Source organism: Microbulbifer sp. MCCC 1A16149 (genome assembly GCF_050368945.1).
Classification (GTDB): Bacteria; Pseudomonadota; Gammaproteobacteria; order Pseudomonadales; family Cellvibrionaceae; genus Microbulbifer.
Window position 1 is genome coordinate 398,005 of the sequence record NZ_CP185959.1, and the last position, 19,129, is coordinate 417,133.

General features: G+C 58.2%; 14 protein-coding genes. 7 read left to right on the forward strand and 7 right to left on the reverse strand.

The genetic code is table 11. The features are described 5' to 3' along the window. Positions 1-10: 10 nt before the first annotated feature. Both ACONT6_RS01730 and ACONT6_RS01735 read right to left on the reverse strand, forming a co-directional pair. Positions 11-961: a response regulator gene (locus tag ACONT6_RS01730; RefSeq protein WP_428820168.1), complete on the reverse strand. Its 951-nt coding sequence runs from the start codon at positions 959-961 to the stop codon at positions 11-13. Next, positions 958-4,521 carry a hybrid sensor histidine kinase/response regulator gene (locus tag ACONT6_RS01735; RefSeq protein WP_428820169.1) on the reverse strand — a complete coding sequence of 1,188 codons (3,564 nt, stop codon included), beginning with the start codon at positions 4,519-4,521 and terminating at the stop codon, positions 958-960. Before ACONT6_RS01735 ends, ACONT6_RS01730 begins: the two co-directional genes overlap by 4 nt. A gap of 544 nt (positions 4,522-5,065) precedes the next feature. Between ACONT6_RS01735 and ACONT6_RS01740 the strand changes: the two genes are divergently transcribed. The 6 genes from ACONT6_RS01740 to urtE all read left to right on the forward strand — a co-directional run bounded on the left by ACONT6_RS01740 (position 5,066) and on the right by urtE (position 12,093). After that, on the forward strand, positions 5,066-6,232 hold the full coding sequence (locus ACONT6_RS01740) for a hypothetical protein (RefSeq protein ID WP_428820170.1): 1,167 nt from the start codon (positions 5,066-5,068) through the stop codon (positions 6,230-6,232). A 67-nt stretch (positions 6,233-6,299) separates the two neighbouring features. Next, positions 6,300-7,586 carry an urea ABC transporter substrate-binding protein gene (gene urtA, locus ACONT6_RS01745; RefSeq protein WP_428820171.1) on the forward strand — a complete coding sequence of 429 codons (1,287 nt, stop codon included), beginning with the start codon at positions 6,300-6,302 and terminating at the stop codon, positions 7,584-7,586. Between the two features lie 142 nt (positions 7,587-7,728). Continuing rightward, a complete protein-coding gene (gene urtB, locus ACONT6_RS01750) occupies positions 7,729-9,363 on the forward strand; it encodes an urea ABC transporter permease subunit UrtB (RefSeq protein ID WP_428820172.1) in 1,635 nt (544 codons plus the stop codon). 5 nt (positions 9,364-9,368) lie between these two features. Beyond that, on the forward strand, positions 9,369-10,559 hold the full coding sequence (urtC, locus tag ACONT6_RS01755) for an urea ABC transporter permease subunit UrtC (protein ID WP_428821470.1): 1,191 nt from the start codon (positions 9,369-9,371) through the stop codon (positions 10,557-10,559). Positions 10,560-10,564: 5 nt separating this feature from the next. After that, positions 10,565-11,401 (forward strand): urea ABC transporter ATP-binding protein UrtD, encoded by an 837-nt coding sequence (gene urtD, locus ACONT6_RS01760; RefSeq protein ID WP_370464614.1) that lies wholly within the window; start codon positions 10,565-10,567, stop codon positions 11,399-11,401. Continuing rightward, entirely contained in the window at positions 11,398-12,093 is a 696-nt protein-coding gene (urtE, locus tag ACONT6_RS01765) for an urea ABC transporter ATP-binding subunit UrtE (protein ID WP_428820173.1), read from the forward strand. The genes urtD and urtE overlap by 4 nt, the downstream gene beginning before the upstream one ends. Here the strand turns inward: urtE and ACONT6_RS01770 are convergent. The 4 genes from ACONT6_RS01770 to ACONT6_RS01785 all read right to left on the reverse strand — a co-directional run bounded on the left by ACONT6_RS01770 (position 12,090) and on the right by ACONT6_RS01785 (position 16,546). Beyond that, a complete protein-coding gene (locus ACONT6_RS01770; RefSeq protein WP_428820174.1) occupies positions 12,090-13,058 on the reverse strand; it encodes a questin oxidase family protein in 969 nt (322 codons plus the stop codon). The genes urtE and ACONT6_RS01770 overlap by 4 nt on opposite strands. Before the next feature lie 20 nt (positions 13,059-13,078). Beyond that, the gene (locus ACONT6_RS01775) at positions 13,079-13,900 is read right to left on the reverse strand and encodes an MOSC domain-containing protein (protein WP_428820175.1); all 822 of its coding nucleotides are present in this window, start codon (positions 13,898-13,900) and stop codon (positions 13,079-13,081) included. 244 nt (positions 13,901-14,144) lie between these two features. After that, a complete protein-coding gene (locus ACONT6_RS01780; protein WP_428820176.1) occupies positions 14,145-15,122 on the reverse strand; it encodes a glycoside hydrolase family 43 protein in 978 nt (325 codons plus the stop codon). 38 nt (positions 15,123-15,160) lie between these two features. Further along, positions 15,161-16,546: an MFS transporter gene (locus tag ACONT6_RS01785; protein WP_181254260.1), complete on the reverse strand. Its 1,386-nt coding sequence runs from the start codon at positions 16,544-16,546 to the stop codon at positions 15,161-15,163. A gap of 479 nt (positions 16,547-17,025) precedes the next feature. Between ACONT6_RS01785 and ACONT6_RS01790 the strand changes: the two genes are divergently transcribed. Then, the gene (locus tag ACONT6_RS01790) at positions 17,026-17,772 is read left to right on the forward strand and encodes a FadR/GntR family transcriptional regulator (protein ID WP_181254259.1); all 747 of its coding nucleotides are present in this window, start codon (positions 17,026-17,028) and stop codon (positions 17,770-17,772) included. A 136-nt stretch (positions 17,773-17,908) separates the two neighbouring features. Here ACONT6_RS01790 and araD1 read toward each other — a convergent pair whose 3' ends face one another. Then, a complete protein-coding gene (gene araD1, locus ACONT6_RS01795; protein WP_428820177.1) occupies positions 17,909-18,904 on the reverse strand; it encodes an AraD1 family protein in 996 nt (331 codons plus the stop codon). Between the last annotated feature and the right edge of the window lie 225 nt (positions 18,905-19,129).

Below are 19,129 nucleotides of genomic sequence, written 5' to 3' on the forward strand. Positions count from 1 at the left end.
CTGACCTCTATCAAGAGTCGGGATTCAATGCCCGAATCGCAATGCCTGCCGCCGCGGTACGGTTCTCCACCCCGAGCTTGGAGAAGATGCCCTCCAGATGTTTGTTCACCGTGCGCGGGCTTACATCGAGAATTTCCCCGATTTCTCGGTTCGTCTTTCCGTTGCCAATCCAGAACAGTACCTCGGATTCCCGCTTGGTCAGTGACAGTTTTTCCCGCAGAATTTCTTCACCGGCAGGGCCGCCGTCATCTACCAGTTTCAACAGACAGGTGCCGCCGTCGCGCTGTTCGATAAAAACCACTGCCAGGGGTTTGTGTAACCCATCCAGTTTCAGTTTGTGGCCGCTACCCGGACCGCGCGAGAGCCACAACTTCAGGTCGGCAATCATCTTCTGTTGCAGGGCACCTTCCATGGCACCGGCGCTGCTGAGCAGGGCATAGGTCTGCGGTGTTGCCCAGTGCATTCGTCCGGCGGCATCCACAGTGCACAGGAACTGGCCGGTGGAGTCGAGGGCCTGGTGCGCACTCGAGGTCAGGCGCGCGTTGTTCAGGTGCACCTTCATCCGCGCCAGCAGTTCGTTGGGCTGGATCGGCTTGGTCAGGTAGTCGACGCCACCACTTTCCAGTCCGCGCACGATATCTTCCGAGTCCGTCAGTCCGGTCATGAAGATGACCGGGATCGATACCAGTTCGGGATCTGCCTTGAGCAGGCGGCAGGTCTCAAACCCGTCGAGTCCCGGCATTACCGCATCCAGTAGAATCATGTCCGGTCGTAGCCGCCGCGCGATATTCAATGCCTGGCTGCCATCCAGTGCCACCAGTACATCGATACCGGCCTGTTCCAGTGTGTCGTTGATCAGGCTCAGGGTATCCGGCGAATCGTCCACCACCAGTACGATATCGCCGGTCGGCGTATCCGCAGTGGCCCGTGCTGGGCTTGCGGTATCGTCGCAGGTATTCATTCACTCTCCTTGATTTCCAGGGCTTCGCTCAACTGCTCGAAGCGCATGGTATCCGCCAGTTGGCGGAACTCTTCAATACGGTTATTGGGGACCACGGATTCCGAGGCAATCCGGTCCAGCGTCCGGTGTACACCACTGCGGTAACCGATGCGGGCATAGGCCAGCAACTCCGCCAGTAGCGGATGATCTGGCAATGTTTTGGGTAATGCCTCGGGCGATACGGGGTGTATTGCCTGGGGTTTACCCATGCGGGGATTGTCGCTTGCGTAAACCCAGTCCAGCTTGAGCATGCGCGCCATGGTGTCGAACAGTTTCTGGTTCACCAGGGGTTTTACCAGATAGGCATCGTGATGGGCCGGCTCGCTATCTCCCGGTTTCAGGTGTCGCTCCTGGGCGTCCGCGGAGAGCATCACGATCGGCACGCCGATATCCCGTGCGCGCAGCTGCTCGGCGAGATCCAGGCCGTTCATACCGGGCATGGTCACATCCAGTAAAAACAGGTCCGGTGTCTGTTGCTGGACCAACGCGAGGCAGTCCTCTGCACTCTGCGCTTCCATCATGGAAAACCCAAGCGGTGTCAGCAGGTCGCCGATCAGGCCGCGGTGAATGGGTTCGTCATCGATCACCATCACACTGCGCCGCGGTCCACGATATCCACTGATGCGGCGCACCGGTGCTTCGCGGCTATGATCCGATTCAACCCACGACAACAGCAGGGAAACGGTAAAGCGGCTGCCCTTGCCGGGCTCGCTCTCGAGACGCAATTCGCCACCCATGATTTCTGTGAGCAGGTAGGCGATGGTCAAGCCCAGCCCGGTACCGGTGGCCACCGGGCTGGCTCCATTGCGCACCCGTTCGAAGGGTTTGAGAATACGCGCCTGATCCTCCGGGTCGATGCCAACCCCGGTATCGACGATGGCAAATTCGGCCACCTGGTTGCGGTAGCGGATATGGAAGTCCACCTGTCCCTCGCGGGTATATTTGATCGCGTTGGACAGCAGGTTGATCAGGATCTGGCGCAGGCGTTTTTCGTCGGCTATGACCGTCGACGGCAGCGGGTTGTGGATATGGCAGTAAAAGCGCACACCTTTCGCTTCCGCCTGCGGGCGGAACATCTCCACCATCTGTTCCAGTAATTCGGGCAGGCGCACCTGATTGCGGTAGATATCCAGGCGGCCGGCTTCGATCTTGGAAATATCCAGCAGTCCCTCGATCAGGTCCGTCAGGTATTCCCCACTGCGTTTGATAATGCGCAGGCCATTGCGGTGTTTTTCTGGAATATCCTGCTGCTGGTTGAGCAGTTGCGCATAACCGAGAATGGACTGCAGCGGTGTGCGCAGCTCGTGGCTGATACCCGAGAGGTAACGGCTCTTGGCACTGTTGGCACGATCCGCCTGCTCCTTGGCTTCCTGCAGTGCGCGATCGGTTTCCCTGTGCGCTTCGATCTCATTCAGCAACAGACGGGTCTGGCGGTTGGATTCCATCTGCGCCACGATTCGACTGTCGTGGGTGAGCAGGAACAGCCACGCGAGTACCCCGGCGATCAGCAGCAGTACCACAAACAGTGCCCAGAACGCCTGCTGAAGCAGCTCTGCCTCCGCGGTGGTGGTCGGACGCAGTTGGCCGTAGATCAGTGACAGCACACCGGCGATACACACACTGGCGCCCAGCAACAGAATCGCGAAGCGCCCCAGCCGCGAGTCCACTCCGCTGACTACCTGCGCCGGTACCAGCATCTTGATCAGCGCGCTGAGCTGCTGGGAAAAGCGTGCATCCGGCTTGCAGGCATCCAGGCAGCGGGAATCCAGCGAGCAGCACAGGGAGCAGATGGGGCCCTGGTAGGCAGGGCAGTGGCTCATATCAGCGGGCTCGAAATCGTTTTCGCAGATACAGCAGGTCTGGGCGGACACAATGGCTGTACTGACCGAGCGCTGCCCGGTGTCTGCATTTTCCCCCTCGAGAAAGTCGCGGTGGCGGGCCAGATAAAAGCGTCCACGGGTTGCAATGCCCAGTAGCGGTACCATCACGAAGCAGATGCCGAGGCTGATAAAGCTGGCAAAGTTTTTCGCCCCATCGCCGAAGTGGCCGAGGTAACACACGATGCCAATCAGCGAGGCGAGCAGCATCGAACCCACGCCCACCGGATTGACGTCGTAAAGGTGCGAGCGCTTGAACTCCACATACGACGGGCTGATACCAAGGGGCTTGTTGATCATCAGGTCCGCCGCCAGGCAGCCGAGCCAGCTGATCGCCACCAGCGAGAAAATACCCAGTACCCCTTCGAGTGCGCGATAGATTCCCAGCTCCATCAAAATCAGCGCGATGCTCACATTGAACACCAGCCACACCACCCGCCCCGGGTGACTGCGGGTAAGCCGCGAGAAGAAGTTCGACCAGGCGATGGAGCCGGCGTAGGCGTTGGTGACGTTGATCTTCATCTGCGAGATCACCACCATCACCCCGGCCAGAATCAGCGCCATGGTGGGGGACTGGGTCAGGTAGTTGAACACCATCTGATACATGCGCACCGGGTCTGCAGCCTGCTCTGCGGAAGCGCCGCCGGTAATCGCCAGATAGGCGAGAAACGAGCCGAACAGCATCTTGATCACCCCGATCAGAATCCAGCCCGGCCCGGCGAGGGTGAGCCAGAACCACCAGCGTGCGCGGTTTTCCCGGTTTTTCTCCGGCATAAAGCGCAGGTAGTCCACTTGCTCACCGATCTGTGCCACCATGGCAAAAAACACCGCACTGGCTGCACCGAACAGCATCCAGTTGAACTGGCCACTGTCGGGGTTGTGCTGAGGAGCGTAGCGGGTCCAGTCCTCGACCCGCGCCAGTTCGAACCAAGCGGCGATGCCGAGGGCAAGGCACTGCAACAGCAGCCACATGGGCTGGGTGCCTATCTGGAATTTGCTTACCGCGCGGATGCCGTGGGTCACGATGGGGATCACGGCGACGGCACACAGGATGTAGCCGATGGCGGGGGGGATTCCGAGCAGGGCGTGCAGGGCGGAGGTGAGGATCGCGGCTTCGATGGCGAAGAAGATGAATGTGAAGGAGGCGTAGATCAGCGAGGTGATGGTGGAGCCGAGATAGCCGAAACCGGCGCCGCGGGTGAGCAGGTCGATATCGAGTCCGTGCTTGGCGGCGTAGTAGGTGATGGGGAAGCCGGTGATGAAGATCACTGCGGCGACGGCGAGCATGGCGGCGACGGTGTTGATAAAGCCGTAGTTGAGGGTGACGGCGGCGGCGATGGCTTCGAGGGCGAGGAAGGCGGTGGCCCCGAGGGCGGTCTTGGCCACCTGTTCGATGGTAAAACGGCGCCCGCGCACGGCGGTGAATCGCAGTGCGAAGTCTTCGAGGGTCTCGTCTCCTACCCACTTGTTGTAGGTCCGTCGTACACGGAATACCTGTTGCGCGGGTCGCATGGCCTGTTGTTCGCTGTTGTTATTGTCGCCCGTAAATATATCTACCACCGGGAACTGCCTTACTGCTGTTGTCTGTTTCTTATTTTCCTGCAACAAGAATACCGGATGGGGCATGCTCGCTGTTGGTTTCATAAGCAGAAACCTGATGCTGAGGCGCCGATACCCGGTATTTCCTTGCGGGACCTTCTAAAACAGGGATGTTTTAGAAGAGCCCCCAGGGATGGGTTAAGGGGGGGGCGCCTAGCCCGTGTCCCGCAAGGAAATACCGGGTAGCGGCGCCGCTACTGGACTTGAGCAGTGTGTGCCACGGACCTCAACCAGTTGCTTCGTAAGTGGATCCAGTGGCGGAAGCGCTATCTGGTGCATGCTCTCGAGACACGCCGTGCACCCATCCCTGGGGGCTTGTCGAAAAGGTCCCTCTTTTCGACAGTCTCGAGAGCATGCACCAGATAGCACTCCCTTAAGCCCGGCTACCCGGCTCTGTTCTGGGTACTTAAAGGCACTTTCCAGGTTCGGTTTTCTTCATCCTTAGTGTACGTCTGCGCACTTTTCTGAAAACCGTCAAATGACGTAGTTACCGGCCCCAATACGCGTATGGCTCCCCTGTCCACCCCGCCGAATAATCGATAGCACTAGGAATTAGCCAATCGAGAACATTCAAAAAAAGGGGATGCACATGGAAACGTTGTCTGGAGGTATGGGGTTGCTGCGACCGGAAGGGCGTCAGCAGTCTAAACAAATCATCTGGCGCAGTGCCTGCGCCGCGGCGCTCGTCATCGGAAGTACCGCTCCGCTGCCGGCGCTGGCCAAAAAGTTCGAATCCGAAGACGGGCAGACATTCAGTATCGGTGCAGGCTTCCGTTCCCAGTTCCAATCCGTGGAAGGCGACAGTGACTTCACCCTACCGGATATTCGCGTCTACGCCTCCGGTCAGCTGAACGACACGGTGAAGTTCACCTTCAATCTGCAACAGCGCGACAACGACACCGCCGACGTGCTGGATGCGATTGCACAGTTCGAATTCAGCCCGCAGTTCAACATCTGGGCCGGGCGCATGTTGACCCCGGCGGACCGGATCGAAATGAGCGGCCCCTACTATGCCCTCAGCTGGAATCAGTACCGCCAGCCCCTGTACGCATCGGATCAGGGCGGCCAGGCGGGTCTGATTGGCCGTGACGAAGGGATCACCTTCTGGGGTACCGCCGGTAAATTCCAGTACGCCGCGGGCAGCTTTTTCGGCCTCGATGGCTACAGTAACCAGGACGATAACCCCCTGTACGCGGCCCGCTTCGCCTACAACTTCCTGAACATGGAAGCCAACCCGGGGTACTACACCAGCTCCACCTACTACGGTGGCCTCGGCAATATCTTTACCCTGGCGCTGTCCCTGCAGAGCCAGGAGGACGGCGTCGGTAGCGAAATGTCTGCCGGTGACTTCTCCGGCTGGACCATCGACATGCTGTCGGAAACCGTGCTCGACGCCGGTGGCGTGGTCACCATCGAGGGGGAGTACAAGAGTTTCAATGCGGATTACACCCTCGCTTCCCAGCCGGTAGCCGGCGACTGCTTCTGCCTGTTTGACGGCGAGTCGGTATTCGCCACCGCAGCCTACCTGTTCCCGGCCAATGTGGGCCCGGGCAAGTTCCAGCCTTATTTACGCCTTGTGGAGAACAGCCCTTCCGATGCGGGCAGCAGCAGTTCCACCGAGCTTGGTCTCAATTATGTGGTCAACGGCCACAACACCCGCCTGAATCTCAGCTTCGTCTCCGGTGATGCCAATGCATCCGGTTATGCCGGCGCCGACGTGGACGTGCTGAGTCTCGGTATGCAAGTACAGCTGTAAATCCAGTGTGAGTGCCCCGCGGCACTCGCCTGACGCGACTTCCAAAATAGTGAAAAGGAGCAATTCCATGCAACTGAAGAAATTTGTCGCCGGCCTGGCTTTCGCCGCCGGTACCAGCGTAATCAGCACCGTGGCCCTGGCCGCGGAAACCATCAAGGTGGGGGTGTTGCACTCCCTCTCCGGCACCATGGCCATCAGTGAAACCACCCTCAAAGACACCGTGCTGATGATGGTGGATGAGCAGAACCGCAAGGGCGGCCTGCTGGGCAAGAAACTTGAGGCCGTGGTGGTGGATCCGGCTTCCGACTGGCCGCTGTTTGCGGAAAAGGCCCGCGAACTGCTCACCAAGGAAAAAGTGGATGTGATTTTTGGCTGCTGGACTTCCGTATCCCGCAAGTCCGTGCTGCCGGTCGTGGAAGAGCTCAATGGCCTGATGTTCTATCCGGTGCAGTACGAGGGTGAAGAGTCCTCGAAAAATGTGTTCTACACCGGCGCTTCGCCCAACCAGCAGGCCATTCCCGCAGTGGATTACCTGATGTCCGATCTGGAAGTGGATCGCTGGGTCCTCGCTGGTACCGACTACGTTTACCCGCGCACCACCAACAAGATTCTGGAAGCCTATCTCGAATCCAAGGGCGTGGCGAAAGAAGACATCATGATCAACTACACGCCGTTCGGCCATTCCGACTGGCAGAGCATTGTGTCCGACATCAAGAAGTTTGGCAGTACCGGCAAGAAAACCGCAGTGGTCTCCACCATCAACGGCGATGCCAACGTGCCGTTCTACAAGGAACTCGCCAATCAGGGCATTAGCTCCGAGGATATCCCGGTGGTGGCTTTCTCCGTGGGTGAGGAAGAACTCTCCGGTATCGATACCGGTCCACTGGTCGGACACCTGGCCGCGTGGAATTACTTCCAGGGTATCGACAGTGAATCCAATGATTACTTTGTCCAGCAGTGGAAAAAATTCATTGGCGATGAAAAGCGCGTGACCAATGACCCGATGGAGGCGACCTATATCGGCTTCAACATGTGGGCCAAGGCGGTAGAGAAGGCTGGCACTACGGAAGTAGACGCCGTGGAGCAGGCAATGATCGGTATCGAGTTCCCGAACCTCACCGGCGGTATCGCCAAGATGAACAAAAACCACCATCTGTCGAAGCCGGTATTTATTGGTGAAATCCAGGACGATGGCCAGTTCGAAGTGGTCTGGGCAACCGACGATGTCGTCGCCGGTGATGCCTGGTCCGATTTTCTGCCCGGTTCCAAAGACCTGATCGCGGACTGGACTGCGCCGATCAAGTGCGGCAACTACAACACCAAATCCAAGGCGTGTAGCGGACAGACGGACTAAGTCACAGTCAGTGACCGGCTGAACACACCCCGGACCAGACAAACACCCTCACAATACGCTCCGCTAACCGCGGGCGTATTGCTTGTTTGGGGGCGTTTTTCATTTTCCGATAAAGCATATAACTATGAGCGCGGAGTTACCGGTGAAGCAATTTTTACGATGCGTCGGCCTGATGCTGACCAGTTTGCTTGTCGTACTTTCGGCCGGCAGCGCACTGGCGCAGTCACAGCCTCTTCCACCGGCGGTGGAACAAGTACTGCAACAATTACCGGATGCCAGCCTGCGGGAAACCGGCGAGCTGGTGAAGCAACTGGAGCAGGTTGGTGGTGAGGAGATGCGCCCGCTGTTTGAAACCATGCTCGCGGGAGACCTCTACTTTCACAAGGCCAGTGGCAAAGTGATGGCGGTGCAAAAAAATCCCGCCGGCGAGCGTATCGGTCTGGACGTTTTTACCGGTGCGGAACTGGGCGTGCAGGGGACGCGCGATATTAAAAAGATCCGCGTCAACAACCGCCTGCGCGGACAGTTGCGCGAGGCCATTGGACGTATCGATCTGCTGCATGGCAGTGAAGCGGAAAAGCGCACCGCGGTACTCGCGATACTGGATGACCTCAGCACAAACAACCTGAGTCTGCTGCAAAGTGCGGCGGATGCCGGTGTGAGCGAAGGGGTGCGTGACCTGATCGAACTCGCCAATGCCATGGTGCGTTTGCGTGACGGCAGCGCGACCGATGATCGCCTCGCAGCCATCGAACGGATGAATGATCGCCTGGAAGCGCCGGTGCGCAATCAGCTGCGGCGGCTGCTGGAGGATGAGAACGAACAGGATGCCGCGGTAAAAGCCGCGGCGCAGAAAGCGCTGGAAAATATTACCGAACGCATCGAATTTTACGGGCAGATGGAACAGCTGTTCTTCGGTCTCAGCCTTGGGTCGGTATTGCTGCTTGCCGCTATCGGTCTCGCCATCACCTTCGGTGTGATGGGGGTGATCAATATGGCCCACGGCGAAATGATCATGCTCGGCGCCTACACTACCTATGTGATCCAGCAATTAATGCCGGCGTCCATCGAGTATTCCCTGCTGCTGGCGGTGCCGGCGGCTTTTCTGGTTTCCGGTAGCGTGGGGGTACTGATCGAGCGCGGGGTAATCCGTCATCTACAGGGACGGCCGCTGGAAACATTGTTGGCCACCTTCGGTATCAGCCTGATCCTGCAGCAGGCAGTGCGCAGTATTTTCTCCCCCCTGAACATGCAGGTAGTGACGCCGGAATGGATGAGCGGCTCCCTGGCCATCAACCCGGTTTTCTCTGTCACCTATAACCGTCTGTATATCCTGCTGTTTGCGCTGGCGGTGTTCATCACGCTGCTGGCAATCCTCAAGAAATCGTCCCTCGGTCTGAATGTGCGCGCGGTATCCCAGAACCGGGATATGGCCAAGGCTATGGGCGTGCGCACAGAAATGGTCGATGCAATGACGTTTGGCCTCGGTTCCGGCATTGCCGGTGTTGCCGGGGTGGCATTGTCCCAGCTCACCAACGTGGGGCCGAACCTGGGCCAATCCTACATTATCGATTCCTTTATGGTGGTGGTATTTGGCGGTGTGGGTAATCTGCTCGGCACACTGGTGGGCGGTTTTTCACTGGGCGTGGCGAACAAATTCCTCGAGCCCACGACCGGCGCGGTACTGGCCAACATCATTGTGCTGGTGTGCCTGATCCTGTTTATCCAGAAACGGCCCAAAGGCCTGTTCCCGCAGCGCGGGAGGGCAGCCGAATGAGTGCAATGAACAATCTGGTGGAAAAAATAACGCGGGTGCTTACCGAGTTGCGCCAGCCGGGTAAGGGTTCCTCCGTGCTGGTGGGGGTACTGCTGGTAACAACCCTGGCCATGTCGGCGGCCAACCTGTTACTACCGGCGGACTCGCCGCTTTATGTGAGTACCTACACCATTACCCTGATGGGCAAATACCTGTGTTTTGCCATGCTCGCCATGGCGGTGGATATCATCTGGGGGTATTGCGGCATTCTCAGTCTCGGGCACGGCGCCTTCTTTGCCCTCGGCGGTTATGGTATGGGCATGTACCTGATGCGCCAGATCGGTGATCGCGGCGTTTACGGCAATCCCGGGCTGCCGGACTTTATGGTGTTTCTCAACTGGCAGGAGCTGCCCTGGTACTGGTTTGGCATGGATCAGTTCTGGTTTGCGGTACTGATGGCGCTGGCGATTCCCGGCTTGCTCGCATTTGTGTTTGGCTGGCTCGCGTTTCGCTCGCGAGTGACCGGTGTTTACCTGTCGATCATGACCCAGGCGCTCACTTATGCCCTGATGTTGGCCTTTTTCCGCAATGAGATGGGTTTCGGCGGCAACAACGGGCTCACCGATTTCAAGGATATTCTCGGTTTTGACCTGCAGGCAGACGCGACCCGCGTAGCCCTGTTACTTGTGACGACGCTGCTGCTGGTGCTTGCGTTTATTACCAGTCGCGCCATTGTGCAATCGCGTCTCGGTCGGGTGATTGTTGCGGTAAGGGATGCCGAGGCGCGAGCGCGCTTTCTCGGTTATCGCACCGAGCGCTATAAAGTCTGGCTGTTTGTCTACTCCGCGCTGATCGCTGCGGTGGCGGGCATGCTGTATGTGCCGCAGGTGGGCATCATCAATCCCGGTGAGTTTTCTCCCCTCAATTCCATCGAAGTGGTGGTATGGGTTGCGGTGGGTGGTCGCGGCACGCTATACGGGGCAATCGTCGGTGCGCTGCTGGTCAATTACGCCAAGACCCGCTTTACCGCCATCATGCCTGACGGCTGGTTGTTTGCCCTCGGGGCATTGTTTGTGATCGTCACCGTGTACCTGCCGCAGGGGCTGGCAGGCCTCTTGCAGCGTTTTGGTCGTAGTGATGAAACCGCGCAAGCAACGCGCCACAAAGAGGACGCCGGCACAGACCGCAGTGTGGGTAACCGGGAGGTCAATGCATGAGTAACCTGAATCAATTTGCCGGACAGGCACGAGAGCTGTTGCGCCGGGATACCACCTGGCCGTTTCTGGTGCCGCGCAAGCGTTCACCGGATGTATCCAAGCAGGTGATTCTGTACTTGGAGGGTTTGAATGTCAGTTTCGATGGCTTCAAGGCGCTGAACGATCTCAATTTATACGTGAATGACGGCGAGCTGCGTTGCCTGATCGGCGCCAATGGCGCCGGTAAAACCACGCTGATGGATGTGATTACCGGCAAGACCCAGTGCGACAGTGGCAGTGCCTGGTTTGGCCAGAATATCGATCTGCTGGCCCACGATGAGGCGGAAATCGCGCAGCTGGGTATCGGGCGCAAGTTCCAGAAACCAACGGTGTTCGAAGCGCATACGGTGTTTCACAACCTGGAGCTGTCGCTTCAGGGCAGCAAGGGCGTGTGGAGTGCGCTGACCGCAAACCTGACGAGTAGTGAGAGCGACCGGATTGATGAGGTGCTGAAAATCATCGGCCTGCAAAACGCGCGCTTTCAGCTGGCCGGAGCGCTTTCCCACGGACAGAAGCAGTGGCTGGAGATCGGCATGTTGCTGGCCGCCGAGCCGCGCCTGTTGTTGATCGACGAGCCGGTTGCCGGGATGACCGCGGAGGAAGCAGAGCGCACCGCGGAGCTGCTGACCTCTCTCGCCGGCAAGCACACGGTGATTGTGGTGGAGCACGATATGGAGTTTGTTCGCAGTATTGCGCGCACGGTGACGGTGCTGCACCAGGGATCGGTCCTGGCGGAGGGGACCATGGATCAGGTGCAGAGTAATCCGGATGTGATCGAGGTATATCTGGGGGAGGAAGCATGATCCGGATCGAGAAGTTGAACCAGAAATACGGCGGCACCCAGATTCTGTGGGATCTGGATCTGGAGGTGGCACAAGGGTCCTGTACCTGCATCATGGGGCGTAACGGTGCGGGCAAGACCACGTTGCTCAAATGCCTGATGGGATTACTGCCGTCCAGTGATGGACGTATTCTTTATCAGGGCAAACCCATTGAGGGAAGCCCGGCCCAGGCGCGGGCGAAAATGGGGATTGGTTATGTCCCCCAGGGGCGGGATATTTTTCCGTTGCTGACGGTGGAGGAAAACCTGCAGATCGGGCTGCCAGCACGGGGCGACGGGCTGAAGAAAATCCCCGAGCGGATTTTCGAGTTGTTTCCGGTGTTGAAGGACATGTTGCATCGTCGCGGCGGGGACCTGTCCGGGGGGCAGCAACAGCAGCTGGCCATCGGGCGCGCACTGGTGATCGATCCGAAGGTACTGATTCTGGATGAGCCCAATGAAGGTATTCAGCCGAATATCGTGCGCCAGATCGGCGATGTGGTAACACAGCTCAATGAGGAAGACGGGCTGACGGTTATTCTGGTGGAGCAGAAACTCGGATTTGCGCGCAGGGTAGGCAAGGAGTTTCGGCTGATGCAGAAAGGATCCGTAGTGGCCGCGGATAAAATGGCGAACCTGGATGACGGGCTGATCCGACAGTATCTGGCGGTTTAACTGAAAACTTCCAGGTAATCCTTGTTGCCGTAATAGTGAAATTCTTCCAGCGCGCTGTAGGCAAGCTTGATCACATGATCGTCGTCGCTATGCAGCGCCTTTTGCATGATTTCCGTCTGGCGCTGCGGAATATCTTCCAACTCTTCCGCTTCGAATGGCCGGATAACCTTGGGCCCGGTACTCAGGTAGGCAATCACCAGCCCCTGCCAGAAATAGCGCAGGGCGGCTTCCCTGTCCGTGCAATACGGCAGGATCAGTCGCAGGGCGTGACAGCCGGTGACGCCGTGTAGCAGGGTGAAATCGCGGGTTCCCAGATAGGCGTGGATCGCCACTTCCGCAATATTTTCCAGTCCCAGTAGCTCCGGCTGGATCGGGGTATCCATCCAGCCCGGTTGGCCGGTCACCGAGTGCATGTGGTCGGCGATATTGCCGGGCGCGAGGGGGATATCCGGGTATTTCTCCGCGACCAGGGAAATAATCTCTGTGGCGGACCGGGGAATCTGTTTGTTGCTACTGGCCAGCTCGTGGTAATCGAGGTTCCAGTAGGCGAGGCCCATGGCTATTTCTTCCAGGTGGCGGGCGTCAATACCGTAAGCCGTGCGAATCAAGCCGTGGAAAGCGGCGGTGGCGATGGAGGGGAGAAGCCTGGGTAATTCCTGTTGCAGACACCGGGCGATGCCCAGTTGCCTTAGCTGTTGCTCATAGTAGTGCAGGGCGCTGGCAAACAGGTCCTCGCGATTGCGGCAGTGTGTGATGTCTTCCACTTCTTGCACCGGGCTTCCGGGGCGCGGTTGCAGGTGTGGTGTACTTCGGTCGGAGGCGTGCGCCAGTTGCGCTGGTGTAGCGCGCATGCTGTCGAGGGCAATCAGTACCATGGGCAGATGGTTGGCAAGCCGGTCACCGTAGTGCACGTGATAAATGCTGCCTGCTTCCAGCAACTGTGCGCAGTCGCGGGTAATGCTCATGGTAGTTTCCTTCCGTCGATTCAGCTGATTTCTACCCGATCTCCCAAGTGTATGGTGACCGGATTGTTGTCTCCAATGGTGCCAGCAGTGGCCGGGGCCAGATTCATGCCAAAGTAGATCTGGCCGTCTTCCCAGCGACGGTAGCTGGCGAGGGTGCGCAGCGGCTCTTTTTGCGCGCGCCCGGTAAACGGGTGCAGTCCGGGAATTCCGCAGCGTGCACAGGGGTGAGTGCAGTCGAAGACCACGGAGCCATCGTGGGTGTGGATGGTCAGGGTTTTCCAGCGATCTTCCGCAAAGGGCTCGCAGCCGCTCACCACCAGGTTGGGGCGAAAGCGCAGCATGGATACGGGCTCGGCAAGGCGACTGTTAAGGTCATCGAGGGAGGCCTGGCTGATGACCAGCAGCGGCGCCGCATCGGCAAAGCCCACCTGGCGATCGGCGCGCGGTGCTTCCAATGGTCGGCTGAATTCCTCGCCCATGGCCACAAGGCGCAACGGGGTCTGCAATTGCTCACTCAGCCAGTGCGCGGCGCTGTCGCCGGCGTCGCGGGCGCTGACATCATCGTGCCACACGCGCACTATCCTGAGTGCAGCTTCCGGGCCGGGCTGGTGGATTTCGATGCGCTCTCCCTCGGCATTTTCCAGGCGCACCCCTTGCGGGATTGCGGTGGCTTTGAGTTGCGCCATTGCGCGCAGGCGGCGCTGGGTCACGAACTGGTTGTCATCATCCACCAGCATCCAGCGACGATCATTGGACGCGCCGAAACGGTCCAGGGGGAGGGATTTACACTTGTGTCCCTGCAGGGATTTGACCGGAAAATGGTAGAGCGCGGAGATTTCCACTGACAGCTCCTGGGCTGGGATGTGAAGGCAAATTCAAAGTCAAAGCCTACTGCTATCGGCAATCGTAAAACAAGGCTTGCGAAATAGCGGTTGCCGGGGAAGTGAGAGCAGGGATGTGGTTTTTGCTGCCGGGGCCACGGGAATGACTCTGCCGGTAAACCTGCCAAAGTTTTCACCCAGAAAAAAGGCGGCCCGAAGGCCGCCAATCATCATGCTGTGAGACGATAATGCGGGCAAACTGTTTTCAGGGCTCGGACGATTTGCCGAATTCCGGGAAGCCTTCTTCATTCCAGCGAATGACTTTCACGAAGGTGTGACGGTTGGGGTCCCACAGGGGGTCGCCAACGATCTCGGTGTAAGTGCGCGCGTGGAAAACCAGGATATCTTCACTGCCGTCCTCGGACACGGTGAAGCTGTTGTGTCCCGGACCGTAGATACCGCGCTCGTAGCAGCTTTCCAGTACCGGCTTGGGAGATTTTTCCCAGCTCGCCGGATCCAGTACATCGGCGTTTTCGTCTGCCCACAACAGACCCATGCAGTAGTTGTGGTTGGTGGCGCTGGCGGAGTAGCCGATAAAGATTCGGCCGTTTTTCTTGATTACGGCTGGGCCTTCGTTCACCAGAAAGCCGATCACTTCCCAGTCGTATTCCGGCTTGGTCAGCAGCACCGGCTCGCCGACGATGGACGTCGGGGTGTCCATTTCTGCGATGTACAGGTTGGAGTTGCCGGCAATGCCCGGGCCCTTTTGTGCCCACAGGTAGTAGTGCTTGCCCTTGTGCTCGAATACGGTGGCGTCGAGGCAGAAGGTGTCGATGCCGGAATCCACCTGTGACAGTGTCCACTCTGCCTGCATTGGGTCGCTGTCGGTGGTGGTCAGGGCGTACATGCGGTGCTGGAACAGGTCGTGTTTGATTTCACGGGACGGCGCTGCGGCAAAATAAATTGCCCAGGTCGGTTCCTGACCTTCGATATGTACGTGGTGAATCTCGGGGGCCCAGATCAGGTCCGAGTAAGCGCCGGTATCCGGCTTGGTCCACACGGTGACTTTTTCCGCATCTTTGAGGCCGGCGATGGTCTCTGCGCGACGCAGTTCGAGACGGTCGTACTCGGGGACCGAAGCGATAAAGTAGTAAAAGCCATCGCTGTGCTTGTAGATAAACGGGTCGGCACGCTGTTCGATCAGCGGCTTTACCAGGGGTTCTGCGGTTTTTTCTGGAATCACGGTTAACTCCGGTTACAGCTCGAGTTTAAAAGTGGCAATCAGGTGGCGGACGGATTCAGGGCGGTGCCCTCGGTCTCGTCGGGATCCTGAGAAACGTCGCCGCGCTTCAGCTGGTGATAATAGTCATCGGTGATGATGTACTTTTTCATCAGCAGGCCCAGCAGGAAGTGGAACAGGCCCGGGATCACGGTCAGCATCAGTGCGATACCGGTGAGGGTGAATTCGCTCTGGGTTTCACCCGCCTGGTAGTTGAAGTAGGTCAGCAGCAGGCCAGTGAGGAAGCCGGCGATACCGGAACCCGCCTTCTGGCAAAAGGAGATGCCGCCGAATGCCAGGCCGGAAACGCGCTTGCCGGTCTTGGTGTGGCCGTAGTCCACCGCCTCGGCGATGGCGGACCAGAATACCGGCGCGTGCAGGTCGACGACGAACGAGAGAATGATATAGAGCACAAAGGCGACGGCGATATCCCCGGGGGAGACCGCAAAGAACATGAGCACGCTGATGACACCCACCAGCATCTGCGACCAGCTGAACAGCTTGATTTTACAGAAGCGCTTGGTGATCCAGGTGGACGCCACCATGGAGACGATGGAAGCGGCGATGCCGGCACTGGTGAACTGGGCCGCCAGCGCTTCGTTGCCGCCGAGGTAGTAGATCGCGTAGTAGAAGGCCACACCGCCGCGCAGTGCGTAGCCGATGGTACCGAGCATGCAGGCACCGGCCAGTACCAGCCACTGGTCGTTCTTCATCAGCAGTTTGAACTGATCACCCAGGGGCTTGCGGTCCACTACGTGCTCGACGCGCTCGCGGGTGGTGAAGAAGCACAGCATCAGCAGGCCGACACCCACCAGGGACATAAAGCCCATGGCCAGCTGGTAGCCCTTGGCCGAGCTGCCATCGCCCCACCACTGTGCCAGCACCGGTACCGAAGCGACGATCACCACATTGGCAATCTTGGCGAAGAACATGCGATAGCCGTTCGCCGACAGGCGCTCCTGCGGGTCATTGGTGAGCACGCCGATGTAGGAGATATACGGAATGGCGACGCCGGTGAACATCAGGGTGGCAAACAGGTAGGTAACGTATGCCCACACCAGCTTGGCGTTGTAGCTGAAATCCGGGGTGGTAAACAGCAGAAAGACCGCGAAACCGTAGGGGATCGACAGGTACAGGAAATAGGGGCGGAAGCGACCGTAGCGGCCTTTGAATTTGTCGGTGAGCAATCCCATCAGCGGGTCACTGAAGGCGTCGACAAAACGCGCTGCGAGAAACAGTGTACCTACATGGACCGGTTTCAGGCCGAAAATATCCGTGTAGAAGTACTGCATGAAGTAAAACATGGCTGCGATCATTACGTTGACCGCCATGTCGCCGGCACCAAAGCCGACTTTCTCGAATACCGACAGCTTGTTCGAGTTCTGCATTTTATTTCTCTCTTATCGCTTTTATAACCGCACCGCTTATTATTGTTTGGTGCAGAAGCGATATATATATTATTGTAGTATCAATGTCAAAGCGGCCTATGTGCACGGATCGCTTTTATCTGTGGCGAATTAGGCGTAAATTGCACGGGTTGAGCGTCGATTTCTGTACAGTGTGTTCAGCACCCGATCGCAGGGGCTCAAGACCGGTACCGACGTCCCTTCACAGTATTTGTGGCATTTTTAGCACTTTTGTACAGGGAAGTGTATAAAAAAACATCACCGCTGCCGTATTGCGGGTGTTTCCCGGCGGTAGTGAAGCCGCAGCCGCTATTTGTCATAATGTAAGTCAAATTGTGCGATAGACGCGGGATACCGCCGTCCTGCCCCTATATTTCGGATGCGTTCCGTTTATTTGGGGGAAAGCGGGCGTGCAGGTCATATAACAGGTGCTGAAGGCAGCTGAAGCTAGGTAGTCAATTATGGTTAAACAAGTCAGGGAGAACAGGCCGCGCAGTGTGCACGCCTGGGTCGCCTACGAGCTGGGTACCCGCATTGTCAGCGGTTACTACGAGCCGGGTGAGTATATTCCCAATGAGGCCACTATCGGCGAAGAGCTGAATGTGTCCCGGACCGCCCTGCGTGAGGCGTTCAAGATCCTGAGTGCCAAGGGCCTGATCGAGTCGCGCCCGAAACTCGGCACCCGTGTGCGTCCCCGTGAATTCTGGAACATGTTCGACTCCGATGTGCTGCGCTGGTGCTTTGATTCCACGCCGTCTGCGGAGTTCCTGCGCGCGCTGTTCGAAGTGCGCGAGATGATTGAGCCTACCTCTGCGGCATTGGCGGCCAAACGTGCCAGCGATGAGCAGATTGCGGCGATCGAAGAGGCCTACCGCGGCATGGAGGGCGCTGAGCCCGGTACCGAGCAGGTGATTCTCACCGATATCGAGTTCCATATGGCGATCCTGCGCGGCACCAACAATGAGTTCATGGTGTCCCTGGGTGAATCCATCAAGACCGCGCTGATGGGCCTGTTCCGTATCAGTAGTTCCAAGGAGTCTGCGTATCAGGCATCCCTGCCTGGACACTACGCGGTATATCTGGGCATTCGCGATCGCGATCCGGAGCGCGCGCGCTTCGAGATGAAGTCCCTGCTTTCCAAGTCTTCCCGCAAGGCGATTGATCACCTGGCGGAAGGTGAGGGCATTAATGTGGATATGGCGATCTGAGTACTCTCCCGATCCCGGTGTGCGTCTCCCTGTTGTGTCTCGTTGAATCGGGGCGCCAATAAAAAAGGCAGTCATTTGACTGCCTTTTTTATTGGCTGGCGCTCCGTATCGATGGGGCGCCGTGCGCTGTGCGCAATTACAGCACTTTTACCGCGGGAATCTTGCGCTCAACGATTTTCAGTGGATTGCGCAGGGCCCGGCCGAAGGTGGCGGATTCGATTTCAAAGCGGTCTCCGGCTTCCGGCTTGATGCCGTCGCCAAAACTCAGGGTGGCGGTGCCGAAGAAGTGTACCTGCAGGGTGCCTGGACGGCAGAAATTGCTGTACTTGAAGTGGTGGTCTTCCAGGTTCTTGATGGTGTGGGACATGTTGTCTTCGCCGCTCAGGAAGCTTTTTTCCCAGATCACTTCGCCATTGCGCACGATGCGGGAGGTGCCCTCAATGTTTGCCGGCAGTTCGCCCAGCAGCAGTTCGGGGCCAAAGGAGCAGTGGCGCAGCTTGGAGTGGGCCAGGTACAGGTAGTTCTGGCGCTCGGTTACGTGGTCGGACAGCTCGTTACCGATGGAGAAACCGATACGGCAGGGATTGCCCTCGGCGTCATTGATATAGATGCCGGCAATTTCCGGTTCCTCGCCGGCGTCCAGGGCGAACGAGGGGCTGGGAATGGCCTGTTCCGGGGCGACAACGCAGTTGCCGTCACCCTTGTAGAACCACTCGGGCTGTACGCCGATCTTGTCTCCGCTGGGCTTGCCGCCCTCGACGCCCATTTTGAACATCTTCATGGTGTCGGTCATCTGTTCTTCTTTGCCCGCAGAGTTCTGTGCGTGCATCGCGGCGCGGGTGTCAGCACTGCCCAGGTGGGTCAGGCCTGTGCCTGCCACCATCAGCTGGGAGGCTTCGGGATGGTCGATCGGCGCCAACAGGCGGCCTTCGTCGACGATTTTCTGGTAATCCAGCTGCTGGTCGGAAAGCAGTGAGCTGGCCAGGGCTTCGAGCGCCGTGCCGGATTCCAGGGCGCGCTGTGCCAGCTGGTAAACGGTCTCCACGTCTTTCAGTTGTTCGATGGTGTTGCTGTCAGCCACTGCGCCCACTGCGCGTTGGCCGGATTCGGTGGTGAACTGGATCAGTCTCATCGCTTTTTCTTCTCTATATAGCCTGCTGTTCGAAATCACCGATTCGCCTGTTTATAGGGCTCGGTGGCACGTGTATATTTTCTGAGCAGCGTCGAGCGAAAAATGTTCTCTCAGGCGCTGGCCATTATTAATATCATACAATATGATGTATCTCAATGAGTGCACACGGACGGTGCCCTCTCGGGAACCGCTGCCAGATTATGGGGCGAAAACCCTCGCTGAGGT